The organism is Agrobacterium tumefaciens str. B6 (assembly GCF_001541315.1).
Taxonomy (GTDB): Bacteria; Pseudomonadota; Alphaproteobacteria; order Rhizobiales; family Rhizobiaceae; genus Agrobacterium; species Agrobacterium radiobacter.
Window position 1 is genome coordinate 39,704 of record NZ_LMVK01000050.1, and the last position, 16,742, is coordinate 56,445.

General features: G+C 61.2%; 15 protein-coding genes. 9 read left to right on the forward strand and 6 right to left on the reverse strand.

What is annotated here, in order from left to right:
• Position 1: 1 nt before the first annotated feature.
• Both ASB65_RS24065 and ASB65_RS28415 read right to left on the reverse strand, forming a co-directional pair.
• A complete protein-coding gene (locus ASB65_RS24065) occupies positions 2 to 1,162 on the reverse strand; it encodes an efflux RND transporter periplasmic adaptor subunit (protein WP_060725562.1) in 1,161 nt (386 codons plus the stop codon).
• A 31-nt stretch (positions 1,163 to 1,193) separates the two neighbouring features.
• The gene (locus ASB65_RS28415; RefSeq protein WP_139786531.1) at positions 1,194 to 1,442 is read right to left on the reverse strand and encodes a hypothetical protein; all 249 of its coding nucleotides are present in this window, start codon (positions 1,440 to 1,442) and stop codon (positions 1,194 to 1,196) included.
• On the opposite strand from ASB65_RS28415, the gene ASB65_RS24070 reads away from it, so the two are divergent.
• From ASB65_RS24070 to ASB65_RS24080, 3 genes are all read left to right on the forward strand, one after another.
• On the forward strand, positions 1,441 to 2,115 hold the full coding sequence (locus ASB65_RS24070; RefSeq protein ID WP_020009793.1) for a response regulator transcription factor: 675 nt from the start codon (positions 1,441 to 1,443) through the stop codon (positions 2,113 to 2,115). The two genes, ASB65_RS28415 and ASB65_RS24070, sit on opposite strands and share 2 nt — an antisense overlap.
• Positions 2,112 to 3,446, forward strand: coding sequence for a sensor histidine kinase (locus ASB65_RS24075; protein WP_060725563.1), 1,335 nt, complete (start codon positions 2,112 to 2,114; stop codon positions 3,444 to 3,446). The genes ASB65_RS24070 and ASB65_RS24075 overlap by 4 nt, the downstream gene beginning before the upstream one ends.
• A gap of 108 nt (positions 3,447 to 3,554) precedes the next feature.
• A complete protein-coding gene (locus tag ASB65_RS24080) occupies positions 3,555 to 4,436 on the forward strand; it encodes a DUF3313 domain-containing protein (RefSeq protein ID WP_060725564.1) in 882 nt (293 codons plus the stop codon).
• Positions 4,437 to 4,498: 62 nt separating this feature from the next.
• Here the strand turns inward: ASB65_RS24080 and ASB65_RS24085 are convergent, their stop codons facing one another.
• A complete protein-coding gene (locus ASB65_RS24085) occupies positions 4,499 to 5,407 on the reverse strand; it encodes a hydrogen peroxide-inducible genes activator (protein ID WP_003505612.1) in 909 nt (302 codons plus the stop codon).
• Positions 5,408 to 5,616: 209 nt separating this feature from the next.
• On the opposite strand from ASB65_RS24085, the gene katG reads away from it, so the two are divergent.
• On the forward strand, positions 5,617 to 7,788 hold the full coding sequence (gene katG, locus ASB65_RS24090) for a catalase/peroxidase HPI (RefSeq protein ID WP_060725565.1): 2,172 nt from the start codon (positions 5,617 to 5,619) through the stop codon (positions 7,786 to 7,788).
• A gap of 267 nt (positions 7,789 to 8,055) precedes the next feature.
• Here the strand turns inward: katG and ASB65_RS28790 are convergent, their stop codons facing one another.
• Positions 8,056 to 8,232, reverse strand: a complete 177-nt coding sequence (locus tag ASB65_RS28790) for a hypothetical protein (RefSeq protein WP_080868644.1) — start codon at positions 8,230 to 8,232, stop codon at positions 8,056 to 8,058.
• Between the two features lie 215 nt (positions 8,233 to 8,447).
• Here ASB65_RS28790 and ASB65_RS24095 point away from each other — a divergent pair, with 215 nt between their 5' ends.
• A complete protein-coding gene (locus ASB65_RS24095; protein WP_198927608.1) occupies positions 8,448 to 9,341 on the forward strand; it encodes a helix-turn-helix domain-containing protein in 894 nt (297 codons plus the stop codon).
• A 193-nt stretch (positions 9,342 to 9,534) separates the two neighbouring features.
• On the opposite strand, the gene ASB65_RS24100 is transcribed toward ASB65_RS24095, so the two are convergent.
• The gene (locus ASB65_RS24100; RefSeq protein ID WP_060725567.1) at positions 9,535 to 11,655 is read right to left on the reverse strand and encodes a TonB-dependent siderophore receptor; all 2,121 of its coding nucleotides are present in this window, start codon (positions 11,653 to 11,655) and stop codon (positions 9,535 to 9,537) included.
• A 221-nt stretch (positions 11,656 to 11,876) separates the two neighbouring features.
• Here ASB65_RS24100 and ASB65_RS24105 point away from each other — a divergent pair, with 221 nt between their 5' ends.
• From ASB65_RS24105 to ASB65_RS24120, 4 genes are read left to right on the forward strand one after another with little or no spacing between them, the layout of a single operon-like run.
• Positions 11,877 to 12,887: an iron-siderophore ABC transporter substrate-binding protein gene (locus ASB65_RS24105; RefSeq protein WP_060725568.1), complete on the forward strand. Its 1,011-nt coding sequence runs from the start codon at positions 11,877 to 11,879 to the stop codon at positions 12,885 to 12,887.
• A complete protein-coding gene (locus ASB65_RS24110) occupies positions 12,884 to 13,927 on the forward strand; it encodes a FecCD family ABC transporter permease (protein WP_060725569.1) in 1,044 nt (347 codons plus the stop codon). Before ASB65_RS24105 ends, ASB65_RS24110 begins: the two co-directional genes overlap by 4 nt.
• Positions 13,928 to 13,929: 2 nt before the next feature.
• The gene (locus ASB65_RS24115) at positions 13,930 to 14,964 is read left to right on the forward strand and encodes a FecCD family ABC transporter permease (RefSeq protein WP_060725570.1); all 1,035 of its coding nucleotides are present in this window, start codon (positions 13,930 to 13,932) and stop codon (positions 14,962 to 14,964) included.
• A complete protein-coding gene (locus tag ASB65_RS24120; protein ID WP_060725571.1) occupies positions 14,961 to 15,764 on the forward strand; it encodes an ABC transporter ATP-binding protein in 804 nt (267 codons plus the stop codon). The genes ASB65_RS24115 and ASB65_RS24120 overlap by 4 nt, the downstream gene beginning before the upstream one ends.
• A gap of 12 nt (positions 15,765 to 15,776) precedes the next feature.
• Here ASB65_RS24120 and ASB65_RS24125 read toward each other — a convergent pair whose 3' ends face one another.
• Positions 15,777 to 16,673 (reverse strand): choline sulfate utilization transcriptional regulator, encoded by an 897-nt coding sequence (locus ASB65_RS24125; protein ID WP_060725572.1) that lies wholly within the window; start codon positions 16,671 to 16,673, stop codon positions 15,777 to 15,779.
• Positions 16,674 to 16,742 lie beyond the last annotated feature (69 nt).

Consider the following 16,742-nt stretch of genomic DNA (forward strand, 5'->3'; position numbering starts at 1 on the left):
TTCAGCCTGCCTTGTCGATGGTGACGGCCATGTCAGGCCCCAGTTCGGGAAGCGGTGCGGTGAGGATGATCTCGCCATCCTTCAGGCCGGCGGCAATCTCGACCAGACTGCCATCGTTCCAGCGCGCTCCGACGGCGACCGTCTGGCGGCGAAGACGGCCATCCTCCACCTTCAGCACATGGTAACCCGTCTCGTCCTTGCGCAGCGCGATTGCGGGAACGACAAGCGCATCGTTCTTTTCACGCAGGAGGATCGATCCGCTGGCGAACATTCCGCCCCACAGCCGGCCGTCACGATTGGCAAGCCGCAGATAGACGGCGACAAAACGGGTGCCGTCTTCGGCAACCGGGCTGATGCGGTCCACCGTGCCTTTGACGATCTGGCCGCCAAGGCCGTCAATTTCCAGTTCCGCCGTCTGGCCGAGCGCCACGCGCGGTATGTCGCGGGTGGCGACAAGAACCTTCGCTTCCAGCACGCTGGTATCGACCAGTGTGAGAAGCTCACCATCTGCGCCGACACGCGATCCCGCCTCGGCCAGCCGCCGGGTGACGGTGCCGCTGAACGGCGCGCGGATTTCGGCGTTGCGAAGGGCGAGGCGGGCGATATCCGCCTGCGCCGAAAGGCTCTGGAGCCTTGCCGTCTTCACCGCGACATCGCTTTTCGCCTTGTCGAGCTGTTCCGTCGAAGCGATGTTTTTCAGGGCAAGCTGTTCGGTTCTCGTCAGGGCCTGCATTGCCAGCATCAGCTCGGCCTCGGCCGCATCCCGGTCGCTCTGCCGCAGTAAAAGCGTCGATTGCGACTCATCGGTTTCGAAACGCACGAGCAGCTTGCCCGCCTGCACCGCATCTCCGTCGCGGACATTCATTTCGACGATCTTGCCGGCTTCACGGGCGCGGATCACCACGCGGGTGATCGGCTGAAGCTCGCCACTGACGCCAAGCCGCTCCACCATCGCGCGCGTACCGATCTTTGCCGTTTCCGCGGCCGTCAGTTCGAACGGCGTGCCTGCGGGGCTCATCGAAGCGGTTTCGACGAGCCCGTTCACGATGCCTTTGACACGCTCATTCGCATCGACGCTGCCGCGCGCCGGATCGAGAGCGGTGACAACGAGAACGCAACCTGCAAGCGCGATCCCCGCCTTGATGGTTCTCTTCACCCACATACTGAAATCCTTTCCATCCCGGGACCGCCGCTCAGGCGGTCGCATTGCCTCTGTCGAGGCGGATGGTTTCTGGATAGGCATCCATAATTGCAGCAGCATTACCCGCCGGGGCGCGCCCGCCTAAACGGAACCGTCTAATGCTCCAAAGCTCTGTTTTTATGCATTTTCCAGAGGTGAAACCGTTATGGATCCTGGTTGTAAATGCTTCGGCGTCTTCTTCGCCGCAATACTGCCGCAACCTTTCTGGCAGAAAACGGAAGGCGAAGGGACGGTGACGCATGAGACTTCTGTTGATCGAAGACGAAAAGGAAATGGCGGATGCGCTGACGGCGACGCTTGGCAAGCAGGGGATCGTCATCGACCATACGATGTGGCTCGGCGATGCGATGGAGCTGACGCGTCAGCACGTCTATGACGCCATCCTGCTCGACCGTCGCCTGCCTGATGGGGAAGGGCTCTCCTTCATTCCGCAGCTGCGCCGCGCTGGCATCGACACGCCGATCATTCTGTTGACGGCAATGAACGAGCCGGAAGAGCGGATCGCGGGGCTGGACGGCGGCGCCGACGATTATCTCGGCAAGCCGTTTCTCGTCGGCGAGCTGCTGGCGCGGGTGCGCGCGGTTCTGAGGAGGCCGGCAAATCTTGCGCCGGCCCAGATCACCGCAGGCCGCATCGTCATCGATCCGCTCCATCTCAGCGTCACGATCAATTCGGTTCCCTTCGATCTGCCAAGGCGCGAGCTTGCGGTTCTCATCGCGCTGGCGAAACGCAAGGGCAAATCCGTGCTGCGCTCCACGCTCGAGGCAGCCGTTTACAATTACGAGGAGGAGATCCAGTCCAATGCGCTCGACGCGCATATATCGCGGCTGCGAAAACGCCTGCTCGATGCGTCCGCAGGCGTCGGCGTGCATAATATTCGTGGCATCGGTTATCTGTTGAAGGAAGAAGCATGAAAGCGCAGGGCACGTCCAACCCGTCCTTGTGGTGGAAACTGAGCTGGCAGCTCAGCGTCGTCGTCTCTGCCATGATTGCCGTGGTCATCATCGGGCTCTGCTTTTACGGCGTGATGATGCTTTCCCCCAATATTGCGCTCTGGGACGACCTCTCGGCCACACTTGATGAATCGCTTTCGCTCGATCCGCAAAAGGGATTGGTCATTACCGATGGCCCGGCATTGCAGGCCCTGAAGGCGGAGAACTCAACGCTCTGGTTCGTGGCTTCCACGCTGGACGGGCGGGTGGCGACCTACGGCGCCGTGCCCGCCGTTTATGAGGAATTGTCGCGGTATCTGCATCTGATGACGGATGCCGATATTCGCGGAGGAAAAGGCATCGTCGAGGTCGCCCTGGTCGAAAGCATGGAAACGAAATGGGGTTCGGTGAGGGTCATGTTCGGCGGAACGACGCATGTAGGCGGGCAGTTCCTGACACTTCTTGCCGGAACCTACAAGATTTACGTTCCCCTGCTGGCTGTCATCCTGCCCGCCGTGTTCTTCTCGGTTCCCCGCATCGTGCGCCAGGCGCTTTCCGGCCTCAGTTCCGTCGTCAGAAAGGCCCCCGAGATCGATCCGCGGCGGCCGGGTTCAAAGCTTCCGGTCGAGGATGTGCCACGCGAGGTGGTTCCGCTGATCCTTGCCTTCAACAGCATTCTCGAACGGCTGGAAGAGCAGTTTCGGGCGCGCCAGCGTTTTCTCATCGATGCGGCGCATGAGCTGAGAACGCCGATTGCGATCATGCAGACCCGGATAGAGGGCTTGCCGGGGCCGGAACAGCAACGCCTGATGGAGGATGTCGCGCGGCTTGGCGAGACTACGGAACAGCTTCTCGCCTTCGAAAGAATCGATCAGGTAAACGACCGGCGCGAGACGGTGGAGCTCGTAGAGATGACCCGCACCGTCGTCGCCGATCTCGCGCCGCTTGCGCTTTCGGCGGGTTATGACATCTCCTTCGACACGCAGATCGCTCGATATGAGGTGATGGGCGACCCCTTCACCCTGCCGCGTGCGATCAGCAACATCGTGCGCAATGCCATCGATTATGGCGGGAACAGGGGGATGATCCATATCTCGGTTCTCGCCAATGGCGAGATCGCGATTTCCGATGAGGGGCAGGGGATAGCCGAAGACCAGCGGGAACGGATTTTCGAGCCCTTTTACCGCATCACACCGCGCAGCACCGGGGCAGGGCTTGGCCTCAGCCTCGTCAAGCAGATCGTCGCCAACCATAACGGGCGAATCTTTCTGGATAGCAGCGCCTTCGGAAGTACCTTCCGGTTACGTTTCTGATCGTCGCGTTGCGCGCTGTCCAGAGGCGGGTGATTGTAATGTTGCCGCAATTTTAGCTGTCGTACCGTGTGGGGCACAGGATCAATCATCCCAACCGGAGTACGTGCAGTGAAACAACAGTGGAATCTGTTTGCCCGGGGTTCCGGCGACAAGGCCTCCCGCAGCCGCGGTGTCGCCTTCGCCACCTTGCCCTTCGCCATCCTCATGTCCAGCTGCACCTCCGTGCCGCTGAAAGAAGGTGGCACGCTCACCTCCTATGCGCAGCTCAGCCCGGCCAAGGGAAAGTTCACCAAATCGCGAACCTTCGTGGACGCCACCGGGCTGGCCGGGGTCAAGACCGTCGCCATCGTCCCGACCACCTTCTCCTTCGCCGCCTCGTCACGGGTTACATCGGAAAGGGATCGTGCCCTTGTTTCGAATGCGCTGGATCGCGCCATCTGCGTGGCGCTCAGCGATAAATACCGGATCGCCGCCCTTGGCCAGCCGGCGGATATGACGGTGCGCACGGTCATCACCGATCTGGTGCCAACCGACAAGACCATGGCCGGGGTATCAACGGCCGTGACACTCGGCAGCGGCTTCGTCCTGCCGGTCAGCGTGCCGCGTCTCCCATTCGGGCTCGGCGGGCTGGCCGTCGAGGCCGAGGCGGTGGATAGCAGCGGCGTCCAGCGCGCGGCGGCCGTCTGGTCCAAGGGCGCGAACTCCATTACCGGTAAGGCCCGAGTGTCGGAGATCGGCGATGCCTACGGGCTCGCCGACGATTTCTCCAATTATTTCGCGCGTATTCTGGTGTCGGGCAAGGTTTCCGACGGTCTGAACCTCTCTATTCCCTCTGGCCATCGAATCCGGTCGGCTTTGGGCGGAAAACCGAAATATGTCGAGTGCGATGCCTATGGCCGGTCGCGCGGCTTGAAGGGCATGGTGGCCGACAAGTTCGGCGCGCCGCCGCAATGGACCGACGACGGGCACGCGAAAGTCGCGGCGCGATAGGCCAGCCGCTTTATGTGTAGATCGCGTGCGTTACGGCGCGCGCGATCGTCCGAACCAAGTGCCTATGCCGCGAGACCGAGCTTCTGAAGGCCGCATTCGCGGACGATCTCCGCGATATGGGCGAACTGCGCCGAGAGCGGGTTGCTCTTGCGCCATACCATGCCGATGGTGCGCGACGGGCGCGGTTCCGCAAGCCGGAATACCGAAACGGTGGATTGCCGCGTTTCCATATCGACGGCCATCTGCGGAATGAGTGTGACGCCGATGCCGGCGCCGACCATCTGTACGAGGGTGGAGAGCGAAGAGCCCTCCATCAGCACGCGCGGCGGCGCATTGGTCGTGCTGCAGAAGGAAAGCGCCTGGTTGCGGAAACAATGGCCTTCCTCCAAAAGCAGAAGCCGCATTTCGCCGAGCTTGTCGGCGCTCGGCACCGGCATACCCGCATCCTCCATCGGCCGCACCAGAATGAATTCCTCCGAAAACAGCGGAACCTCCTCCAGCGCGGGTTCCGAGACCGGGAGGGCGACGATTGCCATGTCTAGCCGGGCTTCCAGCAGGTCTTCGATGAGTTTCTGCGTTACCGCTTCGCGCGGGCGCGCCTCCAGTCCGGGATAATGCCGGGTGAGAGTCTTGATCACCTGCGGCAAGAGATAGGGCGCAACGGTGGGAATGACACCGATGCGCAGGCGACCGCTGAGAGGGCCATGCCCCGCACGCGCCAGATCCTGCAACTCGTCCACCGAACGCAGGATGGCCCGGGTGCGTTCGGCAAATTCCTCACCAAGCGCCGTCAGCCTGATCTGGCGGCTGCCGCGTTCGACGAGCGGCGCACCGATTAATTCCTCCAGTTCCCGTATCTGCAAAGATAGTGCAGGCTGGGAGATGGCACAGGCTTCCGCCGCACGCCCGAAATGGCCGATCTTGGCCAGCGCATCGAAATAACGGAGATGTTTCATGGAGAGCGCAATCATAAGCTCAGCATATCGCAGCCTTTAGAATATACAATTGGAAATTATGGAACCCGGCTGTTAGTCATCTTCATGACAGAAAGAAGCTGTAGCTGTGAACGATCACCGGCGTCGCAGCAGAGTCCTTGATGACCTGCCGCTGCCTCTGGCTCGGAATGCTGCACATGTCGAACTGATAATTTGTTTAATTGCTAAACCCATCGGAGGGCGAAATGGACGCAACTTCAAAACCGGCTGGCAAGTGTCCCGTCATGCATGGAGGCAACACGGCCTCCGGTAAATCGGTGACCGAATGGTGGCCGAATGCGCTGAACCTCGACATCCTGCATCAGCACGATACCAAGACCAATCCGCTCGGCACCTCCTTCAACTATCGCGAAGCCCTGAAGACGCTCGATGTCGAGGCCCTGAAGGCCGATCTGCGCGCCCTGATGACCGACAGCCAGGAATGGTGGCCGGCAGACTGGGGCAGCTACGTCGGCATGATGGCCCGTGTTACCTGGCATGCGGCGGGTTCCTACCGCGTAACGGACGGTCGTGGTGGCGCCAACACCGGCAACCAGCGTTTTGCCCCGCTCAATTCCTGGCCTGATAACGTCAACACCGACAAGGGCCGCCGCCTGCTTTGGCCGATCAAGAAGAAATACGGCAACAAGGTTTCCTGGGCAGACCTGATCGCGCTCGCCGGCACCATTGCCTACGACGTCGCCGGTCTGAAGACCTTCGGTTTCGCCTTTGGCCGTGAAGACATCTGGGCTCCGGAAAAGGACACCTATTGGGGTGACGAAAAGGAATGGCTGGCCCCGAGCGATGGCCGTTACGGCGACGTGACCAAGCCTGAGACGCTGGAAAACCCGCTTGCCGCCGTGCAGATGGGCCTCATCTACGTCAACCCGGAAGGTGTGAACGGCAAGTCCGATCCGCTGGCAACGGCGGCGCAAATGCGCGAAACCTTCGCCCGCATGGGCATGGATGACGAGGAAACCGTGGCTCTCACCGCTGGCGGCCATACCATCGGCAAGTCGCACGGCAATGGCAGCGCCGCCAACCTCAGCCCCGATCCGGAAGCCGCAGGCCCGGAATTTCAGGGCCTTGGCTGGATCAACACCAAGGGCCGCGGCATTGGTCGCGACACGGTTGTTTCCGGTATCGAAGGTGCCTGGACGAGCGAGCCGACCAAGTGGGACAACGGCTTCTTCGACATGCTGTTCAAGCATGAGTGGACCTTGACCCACAGCCCTGCCGGTGCATCACAATGGGCGCCGATCACCATCGCCGAAGAAGACAAGCCCGTGGATGTCGAGGATGCCTCGATCCGCACCATTCCGATGATGACCGATGCCGACATGGCTCTGAAGGTCGACCCGATCTACCGCGAGATTTCGCTGAAGTTCAAGGACGACCAGGATCATTTCTCGGACGTCTTCGCCCGCGCATGGTTCAAGCTGACGCATCGCGACATGGGACCGAAGGCGCGTTACATCGGCCCTGATGTTCCGGCCGAAGACCTGATCTGGCAGGATCCGATCCCGGTAGGCTCCACGAGCTACGATGTCGCTGCCGTAAAGGCAAAGATCGCCGCCTCCGGTCTGACGGTTGCGGATCTGGTCTCGACCGCCTGGGACAGCGCCCGCACCTTCCGTGGTTCGGATAAACGTGGTGGTGCCAATGGCGCACGCATCCGCCTTGCGCCGCAGAAGGACTGGGAAGGCAATGAGCCCGCCCGTCTTTCCCGTGTGCTTTCGGTTCTGGAGCAGATTGCCCGTGAAAGCGGCGCGAGCATCGCGGATGTGATCGTTCTCGCCGGCAATTACGGTGTGGAACAGGCGGCCAAGGCGGCCGGCTTCGACATTGCCGTACCTTTTGCGGCCGGTCGTGGTGACGCTTCCGCCGAGCAGACGGATGCTGACAGCTTTGCTCCGCTTGAGCCGCTGGCGGATGGTTTCCGCAACTGGGTCAAGCAGGACTATGTCGTCAGCCCCGAAGAACTGCTGCTGGATCGCGCACAGCTTCTCGGCCTGACCGCGCCGGAACTGACCGTGCTCATCGGCGGCCTGCGCGTCATCGGCACCAATTACGCCGGTACGGCGCATGGCGTGTTCACCGACAAACCCGGCGCGCTGACGACGGACTTCTTCACGACGCTGACGGACATGGCCTATTCCTGGGTTCCGACCGGCAACAATCTCTATGAGATTCGTGACCGCAAGACCGGGGCAGCCAAGTACACGGCCACGCGCGTAGACCTCGTCATCGGCTCGAACTCCATCCTGCGCGCCTATGCGGAAGTTTACGCGCAGGACGACAGCAGGGAGAAATTCGTGCGTGATTTCGTCGCCGCCTGGACGAAGGTGATGAACGCTGACCGTTTCGACCTTCTGTAAAAGGAAGTCCGACTGTTCGATAATGATGCACCTCCCTGAGCTATCGGGGAGGTGTTTTTACTGCGGATGGGTTCGCGCATCCTTCGTATTCGTCACCCCTGACTTGATCCGGGGTCCAGCGCGATCAACTCCTTGATCACGAGAAACATCTTTCACGGCGCAGACGCGCCGTGGCTGGATGCCGGATCAAGTCCGGCATGACGGGTACGGGCTGTGGGATGTATATATTAGCCCGATCATGTCTCAAGAGATTGGAGAGGTGCTTGTTTATCTCCGGTCCGAAGACGAAACCGGCTTCGCCGGTGAAGATTTTTCGGCGTTGCCTGACGGGGCTTTGCCGCTTTTTTCATTTTCATGCGCATCCGGCCCGGCAACGATGACGCCGCGGCCCTTCTCTTCGCGCTTCTTGTCCGCGAAGTTGCCCGGTTCCTTCTTGCTGTCCATGATAGTCTCCATTGTTGCGTTCCTGTCAGGAGTTCAACGGGTGTCTTGGGCAGAGGTTCCAGGGCGGTCGCGTCAGTGAATGTTTCTCTTCATAACGATCTTTGCTATTAACATGAATTGATAAGTCATGTTATTGGGGCGAAGCGCGATAACTGGCGCGGCGCGCCTGTCTTTCCAAGCCCTCAACCCAGACCCGACACCGGACGGTACCCGCATTGAGTTTCTGGCATTCCATGACCTGGCACACGGAAGGGATCAGCGTCACTGCGCCGGTGAAGTGGCGCCAGCTGGACGGGCTCGTCAGTGCTTTCTGGGAGGCGGAAAGCCAGATGGGGGCGAAGGGTTATTATCTTGCCGCCGATCCGCGCATCATGATTTTTTTCAACGATGTGTCTTCACGCATCAGCATGTCCAACCGCAACGGCGAGTTCAGCAACCATTCGCGGCCGATGACGCGGGCGGTTTATGTGCCGGCTGGCGTGCCGATGTGGACGAGCAGCAACGCCACGCACCGGTTCTCGCATCTCAACCTGCATATTCACAAGGACCGGCTGTTGCGCTTCCTGTCACCTTCGGTCGGCAGCTCGGCGGCGATGACGGCGCTGCGCCGCCCGGTCGAGATACAGGATATCGGCTCGGTGGAAACTCTTGCCGGCCTGCTTGTCGATGAGCTGGCGGAGCCCTCGAAACATGCGGTCTTTGCGGAAAGTCTCGTCGGCAGCATCGTTGCCGGCCTGCTGGATATTCCCGGCCCTTCACCGGAGCAGGTGAATGGCAGGTTGACGCAGGCGCAGTTGAACAAGCTTCTTGCCCAGGTCGAAAAGCGTGGCGACGACCGTATGGCGGTTGCCGAAATGGCGGATATTGTCGGGCTTTCGGAAAGCTGGTTCGCCACCGTGTTTCGCCAGACCACCGGCAAGACGCCGCTGCAATGGCAATTGGAACGGCGCATCAATGCCGCCCGGAAACTTCTGCTGGAAGGCGATCTGACTGTGGCCGATATCGCCGCCCAGCTCGGCTTTTCCGATCAGGCCCATCTGACCAAGGCTTTCCGCCAGTCCGTGGGCAACACGCCGGCCGCCTGGCGGCGTTTGCATAGGCTACTTTGAATTGGTGGCCTTTGCTGTCTACACTCAATCGTCGGCGCGTCCGTAAATCTTGCTCGACGTCATCCTCGGGCTTGTCCCGAGGATTTGCGACCTTGTGACCTTACGATACGTGGTTGGATCCCCGGAATAAGCCCGAGGATGATGTTAAACATTAGGATTGTCTTGTAGCGGTTTGAAATCAGTTGTTTTTTCTCTACCACGTCTTTCGCAAAGTCACGGAAAACGCCCGGCCGGGATTGTAGAAGTCAGCGCCGACCCCGCCATACGAAACGTGTTTTTCGTTGAAGAGGTTGGAGACATTGACATCCAGTGAGGCGGTTTCCTGAATCTTGTAGCTGAATGCCGCATCCACGGTCACGCTGCTTCCGGTTTCGACCTTGTTGGCATTGTCGAAATAATAGGCGCCGGTATAGCGGCCGCCGAGACCGAAGGTCATGTCGCCGAAATGGTCGTTGCCTTCGAGCGTATAATTGACCCACAGTGAAGCCTGATGCTCGGGCACGAATTCCGGCCGGTTGCCAATATTGCCGCCGGTGCCGTTTTCGGTGATCTCCGCATCGAGATAGGAATAGGCCGCCGTCAGGCTGAGATTGTCTGTTACCTCTGCCTTCGCTTCAAGATCGAGGCCGCGCACGCGCACCTCGCCGATGGTGGTCGGCAAGCTGGTGATCGGGCTGGTGACGGTGATGTTGTTCTTCTTCAGGTCGTAAATCGAGGCGGTGAACAGGGCCGGGAAAGCATCCGGCCGGTATTTCACGCCGAGTTCGATCTGCTCGCCGCGTTCGGGCTCGACCGTCAGACCGGATGCCGGCACCACCGATTCGGCGTAGCTGATATAGGGCGCGATTTCGTTGGTGACCTTGTAGGACACGCCGATGCGCTTGGTCAGTTCGCTGATGTCGCCGCTTGCCGTCGTGCCATTCAGCCGGTTGGTCTGGTCGGTGTCGATCCAGTCGTTGCGCAGCCCGGCGCTGACGGTGAGCCTGTCGAAGAAGGTCAGGTCCTGCTGCAGGTAGATCGCCCTGGTTTTCTGGTCCGTCAGCGAGCTGGCATAGAGCGGCACCGAGGAGGGCGCGCCGGTATAGACCGGGTTCATCCAGTTGATGCTCGGCGCGGCGCCGAAGTAGCTTTTGCTGCCGGATTCATAGTTGTTATAAAAAACGCCGACGAGGCTGCGGCTTTCGACATTTTCAAACCGCGTGTCATATTGCAGGCGCGTATCGATCAGGAAGTTTTCGGTCTCGGTGTCGTTGCCGAAATAGGAACGGTTGGCGATGGTCGAACCGTTGGTCGGCGTCGACGAGATATAGGCATAACCGAAGTCCGTATTCGCCTTGCTGTAACGGGCGTTGGAACACAGGGTCAGACCCGAGCCGAAATCGTGGTCGAACATCACGCTCAGCGAATTGCGGTTTGTCCCGCGATAATTGTAGTCCGGTTCGCCGAAGAAGCGGCTGCGGTCGAAATCCGAGCCGACGGGATGGCCGCCGCCGCCGGGAACGCCATCCTTGTTGAGATGGTCGTAAACGACGGTGAGGCTGGTGACGTCGGTCGGACGCCAGGTCAGGCCGCCCATGAAGAACTTCTCGTCATCGCGGGAATAATCATATTCCGCATCGGCATTTCGGAGCTTGCCGGTCAGACGATAGGACAGCGTGTCGTCGCTGGTGATATTGTCGCCGAAATCGAAACCGGTCTCGGCGCGGCTATAGGAGCCGCCGGTCACATAGGCTTCGCCGAAACGGGTGCGTTTCGGCACCTTGGTGGAATAATTCACCGAGCCACCGGGATCCGAGACGCCGAAGGTGGTGGAATTGCCGCCCTTCAGCACTTCCACCCGCTCATAGGCATAGGTTTCTTCGCGCAGCGCACCAAAGGGACGGCCGAGGGTGAGGCCATCGCGATAGGTATAGGCATCGAAACCGCGAATCTTGAAATAGTCGAAACGGTCGTCGGAACCGTAAAAATCCGTGGTCACGCCAGCGGTATATTGCAACGCTTCTTCCACGGTCTGCACACCGCGCTGCTGCATTTCCTTGGCGGTGATGACGGAAACGGAGGCAGGCGTGTCGAGAATATCGGTCGCCATCTTGCTGCCGCTCGTGGGGCGGGGGGCAACGATCGATTTCTGGTCATTGTCGCCGCTGTCGATGGTGATGCGTTCCAGAACCGTGCTGCCGCCCGTATTGGCAGCTTCCTGCGCCAGCAGGGAGCCGGGCAGGGTGGCGACAAGCGCCGTGCAGGCAAGCAGGGCCGCATCCTGGTAACGACGTCGCGCGGTTTTGCGGTGTCTGCCTTCGGTTTCGATATTCATTGGTATGTTCCAGACCTTGATGCCCCGATCGCCGTTTTCACGGCCCACTCTCGAAGCGCCCAATAACTTGAGAAAGTTTGTCCGGTATTGTAACTTTTTGCGGTTTTGTACAAAACCCCGGAAATTTCACCGCTGTTGCTGCTGCATTTCTTGCCTGGGCTTGACGGGGGCATTTGAAGCTGAGAGTTCAAGTCCACTTTTGAACCTTTGAGAGCTTCGCCATGCTTCGCCCGTTCCGCTGCCTCGTTCCGGCATTCATGCTTTTCCTGTCGATGATCGCGCCTGATATGGCCGCGGCGGAGGAGACGACCAGCTATCCCGTCGCCATCAAACATGCGTTTGGCACGACCAGGATTGCGAAGAAACCGCAGCGGGTCGCCACTGTCGCCTGGGCGAACCATGAGGTGCCGCTGGCGCTCGGCATCGTGCCTGTCGGTTTTGCGGCGGCCAATTTCGGCGATGATGACGGCGACGGCCTGCTGCCATGGGTGGCGAAGCGGCTTACCGAACTCAATGCGGCAAAGCCTGTGCTGTTCGACGAGGGCGACGGCATCGATTTCGAGGCCGTGGCGGCGACGCAGCCGGATGTCATCCTTGCCGCCTATTCCGGTCTCAGCCAGTCCGACTACGATACGCTGAGCCAGATTGCGCCTGTTGTCGCCTATCCCGTCTCCCCGTGGGCGACGGACTGGCGCGAGATGATCCGGCTCAACAGCGCCGGGCTCGGCACGGCGGTCGAGGGTGAGGCGCTCATCAAACGCATCGAGGGCGAAATCGCGCAGGCTGTCGCCGGCCACCCGCAGCTGAAGGGCAAGTCGGCCATGTTCGTCACCCATCTCGATGCCACCAATCTCAGCGTCGTCAATTTCTATACGGCCAATGACACCCGAGTGAAGTTCTTCGCCGATCTGGGGCTCGCCTCGCCGAAAAGCGTCGTGGAGGCGACGAAGCCGGGGCAATTCGCCGCCGGCGTCAGCGCCGAGCGTGTGGATGCCTTTGACGATGTCGATATCGTCGTGACCTATGGCAGCCAGCCGCTGCTGAATGCCATGCGCGCCGATCCGCTTCTCGCCCGCATGCCGGCAGTTGCCAACGATGCCATCGTCATGCTGGGCCGCGATCCGCTCGGCACCGCTTCAAACCCCACGCCGCTGTCGATTTCCTGGGTATTGAAGGACTATGCCGATCTCCTGGCAAAGGCCGCCGACAAATCCTCCAGGAAATCGCAGTGACAATGTCGGGACCCGGCAAAGTGACAACGGTGCTGCTCGCCGGTCGCTCCAGCCGCGCGCGAACCGCATGGCTCGGCGCAGTGCTGGCGCTTCTCGCATTGCTCTGTGCGCTCTCCGTCGCCATCGGCACGCGTGACGTCTCTTTTGCGGATATTCTTGGCGGGCTGAGCGGCCGCGTCGAGACGGTTGCCGAAGCGGTGGTTGCGGTGCGTCTTCCGCGCACGCTGCTCGCGCTGCTTTCCGGGGCCGCACTCGGGCTGGCCGGCGCCATCATGCAGGGTGTTACCCGTAATCCGCTTGCCGATCCCGGTATTCTCGGTGTCAACATGGGGGCGTCGCTAGCCGTCGTCATCGGCATTGTCTGGTTCGGCATCGCCACGGCGCAGGCCTTCATCATCACCGCAATTGCGGGGGCGGGGGCATCTGCGGTTTTCGTGTATGTTGTCGGCTCTTTGGGGCGAGGCGGCGCGACCCCGCTGAAACTCGCACTTGCGGGCGCCGCCACCTCCGTCGCCTTTTCGTCGCTCGTCATCGCCGTCGTGCTGCCGCGCAGCGATATTGCCGGCGGCATCCGCTCCTGGCAGATCGGCGGCGTCGGCGGGGCGACCTTCGAGCGCATCGAGACCGTGCTGCCCTTTCTCGCCGCCGGCTTCATCATCAGCCTGCTTTCGGCGCGCAAGCTGAATTCTCTGGCGCTCGGAGACGAACTCGCCGCCGGGCTTGGCGAGAATGTCATGGCAGCCAGAGCGGTGGTCTCCTTCGGCGCCATTCTGCTCTGCGGTGCCGCCACCGCCATTTGCGGGCCAATCGGTTTCGTCGGGCTGGTGGTGCCGCATCTCTGCCGCCTGCTCGTTGGCGTGGACAATCGCTGGCTTCTGCCGTTCTCGGCGCTTGGCGGGGCGTGTCTGCTGCTTGCCGCCGATATTGTCGGGCGCATCGTGGCGCGGCCATCCGAACTTGATGTCGGCATCGTCACCGCCCTCGTCGGCGCGCCTTTCTTCATCTGGATCGTCAGACGCCAGAGGGCGCGCGAATTGTGACCATGCACGCTCCCGTCATCGAAACTCTCGTCTTCAACCGCCACGCCCGCCAGCGCCGGCGTCGCCTTGTCATCGCTGCCCTGTCGGTGATCCTGATCGCCGCTTTCGCAATAACGCTGATGCTCGGGCAATCCTTCACGCCGCCCGGTGATGTCATCCGCGTTCTGCTGGGGGAGGATATTGCCGGCGTCACCTTCACCGTCGGCCAGCTGCGCCTGCCGCGCGCGCTGCTTTCGGTTCTCGCAGGCCTGAGCTTCGGGCTCGGCGGCATCGCCTTCCAGATCATGCTGCGCAACCCGCTCGCCAGCCCCGACATCATCGGCATCAGCTCCGGCGCGAGTGCCGCGGCCGTTTTTGCCATCGTCGTTTTGCAGATGAGCGGGCCGCTGGTCTCGGTCTTCGCCGTCGCCGCCGGTCTGGGCGTCGCGCTTCTGGTCTACCTCCTGTCCTTCCGAAATGGCGTGGCTGGCACGCGGCTGATCCTTGTCGGCATCGGCGTGTCGGCGATGCTGGAAAGCTTCATTGCCTATATTCTCTCCGTCGCGCCGGCATGGACGCTGCAGGAGGCAATGCGCTGGTTGACCGGCAGCGTCAACGGCGCGAAGATCGCCCAGTTGCTGCCGCTTTTCGTCGCGCTCATCCTGTTCGGCGGCCTGCTCCTCAGCCGCGCGCGTGACCTGGAAGCTCTGAGACTGGGTGACGATGCGGCCGCAGCGCTCGGTGTGCGGGTGGGACGAACCCGCATCATCGTCATCATCGCCGCCGTGGGCATGATCGCCTTTGCAACGGCGGTCTCCGGGCCGATCGCCTTTGTCGCTTTCCTGTCCGGGCCGATTGCGGCTCGTATCGTCGGCAGCAACGGCTCGCTGCTCGTTCCCGCGGCTCTGGTCGGAGCGGCACTGGTGCTGGTGGGGGATTATTGCGGCCAGTTCCTGTTGCCGGGCCGTTATCCGGTCGGCGTCGTCACGGGCGCGCTTGGCGCACCCTATCTGATTTACCTTATCGTGCGGGTCAACCGCAGCGGAGGCTCGTTATGACCGGCCACTCCCTTTCCGTAAGCGGCCTCTCTGCCGGATATGGCGAAAACCTCATCATCGACGGGCTGGACCTCACTGTCCCGCGCGGGAAAATCACCGTCATTGTCGGCGCCAATGCCTGCGGCAAGTCCACCCTGCTGCGCAGCATGTCGCGGCTCATCACGCCGCGCGCCGGTCAGGTCCTGCTCGATGGAAAGTCGATTCATCGTCTCCCTTCGCGCGACCTCGCACGGCGCATGGGCCTTCTGCCGCAATCGCCAATCGCGCCGGAGGGCATCGTGGTTGCCGATCTCGTCAGCCGTGGCCGGCACCCGCATCACGGCCTGTTCGCCCGCTGGTCGCGGCAGGATGACGAGGCCGTCGCCGCAGCTCTCGCCGCCACCGATACGGTCGAACTTGCCGAGCGTCCGGTGGACGAGCTTTCCGGCGGGCAGCGGCAACGTGTCTGGATCGCCATGGCGCTCGCCCAGCAAACCGACATATTGCTGCTGGATGAACCGACCACCTTCCTCGATATCAGCCATCAGGTCGAAGTGCTGGATCTTCTGACCGACCTCAATCAGGCGCGTGAAACCACCATCGTCATGGTGCTGCACGATCTCAATCTCGCGGCGCGTTATGCCGATCATCTGGTTGCCATGCGGGGCGGAAAGCTGCATGTCTGCGGCACGCCGGAGGAGGTGTTGACGGAAGAGAATGTCCGTCACGTCTTCGGCATCGAAAGCCGGGTCATCGAGGATCCGACTTCGGGCAAGCCGATGATGCTGCCGATTGGCCGGCACAGGACTGTACCTGCGTGATAGGTGTGGTCTTCACCGCCGCTCGTCGATCAGCCAGCCGGTGAGTTTTCTCACCGCATTATCGCTGTTTTTCGGCCGCATCAGCCAGTATCCGCGGCCCGGAGCGTCGAGGCTTGGGCCTGCGGTCACCAGCACGCCCGCCTCGAGCAGCGGATCGATGAGCCCGGCCCAGCCGAGTGCAAAACCCTGTTCGCCGATGGTTGCCTGAACCACCATGGTGTAATTGTTGAAGCTGATGTCGCCGCCATCGTTTTCCGGCCCTCTCAGCACGCCGAAATGCTTGAAATAGGACGGCCAGTCGAACCAGTGCGCCTGGGAGGTGTTTTCCAAGTGGATAAGCTTCAGCCGTGTGAGATCCGCGACACTCGCGGGTGCGGCTGCGTCAGCCAGAAGCGCCGGGGAACAGACCGGCGTGACCTTCTCCGAAAGCAGCAGTACCGCCCCGTCGCCCGCTTCCTGCCGTGTCCCAAAAATGATCATCACGTCGCTATCGTGTTTGCCCTGACCCAGAGGGTCCTGCGTTGCCACGATCTGGATGTTTATGTCGGGATTGAGCGCTCGAAAACCATGCATGCGCGGGATGAGCCACAGGGACGAAAAGGCATAATCCGTATGCAGGCGGATAGTCTGCCGATCCTCCGTCCGGCGAAGCTGCTGCGCGAGAAGATCGATGGCGTCGACATTACGCGAGACGATGTCGAACAGTTTTTGTCCTTCGGCTGTCAGTTCGATGCCGCGATGTTTGCGCCGGATAAGAACCACGCCCAGCTCATCCTCCAGCTTCCGCATCTGATAGCTGACGGCCGGCTGGGTCAGTCGCAGCGATGCCGCAGCAGCCGTGAGGCTGCCGCGGCGGGCGACATCGGTGAAAATGCGCATCCATCCGAGATCGAGCGGCCGGTCAGACATTAAATTTCCTTATATCAGTCATCGAAAAATACCCGCTTCACAGGCAAAAACAATGTGGTGTTCAATAAA

What these genes read in the sequence shown, in the direction of transcription:
- ASB65_RS28790 (WP_080868644.1), bottom strand. Translation starts at nt 8,232, where the DNA reads ATGGACAGCAAGAAGGAACCGGGCAACTTCGCGGACAAGAAGCGCGAA.
- ASB65_RS24070 (WP_020009793.1), top strand. Translation starts at nt 1,441, where the DNA reads ATGAGACTTCTGTTGATCGAAGACGAAAAGGAAATGGCGGATGCGCTG.
- ASB65_RS24085 (WP_003505612.1), bottom strand. Translation starts at nt 5,407, where the DNA reads ATGATTGCGCTCTCCATGAAACATCTCCGTTATTTCGATGCGCTGGCC.
- ASB65_RS24115 (WP_060725570.1), top strand. Translation starts at nt 13,930, where the DNA reads ATGCACGCTCCCGTCATCGAAACTCTCGTCTTCAACCGCCACGCCCGC.
- ASB65_RS24065 (WP_060725562.1), bottom strand. Translation starts at nt 1,162, where the DNA reads ATGTGGGTGAAGAGAACCATCAAGGCGGGGATCGCGCTTGCAGGTTGC.
- ASB65_RS24120 (WP_060725571.1), top strand. Translation starts at nt 14,961, where the DNA reads ATGACCGGCCACTCCCTTTCCGTAAGCGGCCTCTCTGCCGGATATGGC.
- ASB65_RS24105 (WP_060725568.1), top strand. Translation starts at nt 11,877, where the DNA reads ATGCTTCGCCCGTTCCGCTGCCTCGTTCCGGCATTCATGCTTTTCCTG.
- katG (WP_060725565.1), top strand. Translation starts at nt 5,617, where the DNA reads ATGGACGCAACTTCAAAACCGGCTGGCAAGTGTCCCGTCATGCATGGA.
- ASB65_RS28415 (WP_139786531.1), bottom strand. Translation starts at nt 1,442, where the DNA reads ATGCGTCACCGTCCCTTCGCCTTCCGTTTTCTGCCAGAAAGGTTGCGG.
- ASB65_RS24125 (WP_060725572.1), bottom strand. Translation starts at nt 16,673, where the DNA reads ATGTCTGACCGGCCGCTCGATCTCGGATGGATGCGCATTTTCACCGAT.
- ASB65_RS24075 (WP_060725563.1), top strand. Translation starts at nt 2,112, where the DNA reads ATGAAAGCGCAGGGCACGTCCAACCCGTCCTTGTGGTGGAAACTGAGC.
- ASB65_RS24100 (WP_060725567.1), bottom strand. Translation starts at nt 11,655, where the DNA reads ATGAATATCGAAACCGAAGGCAGACACCGCAAAACCGCGCGACGTCGT.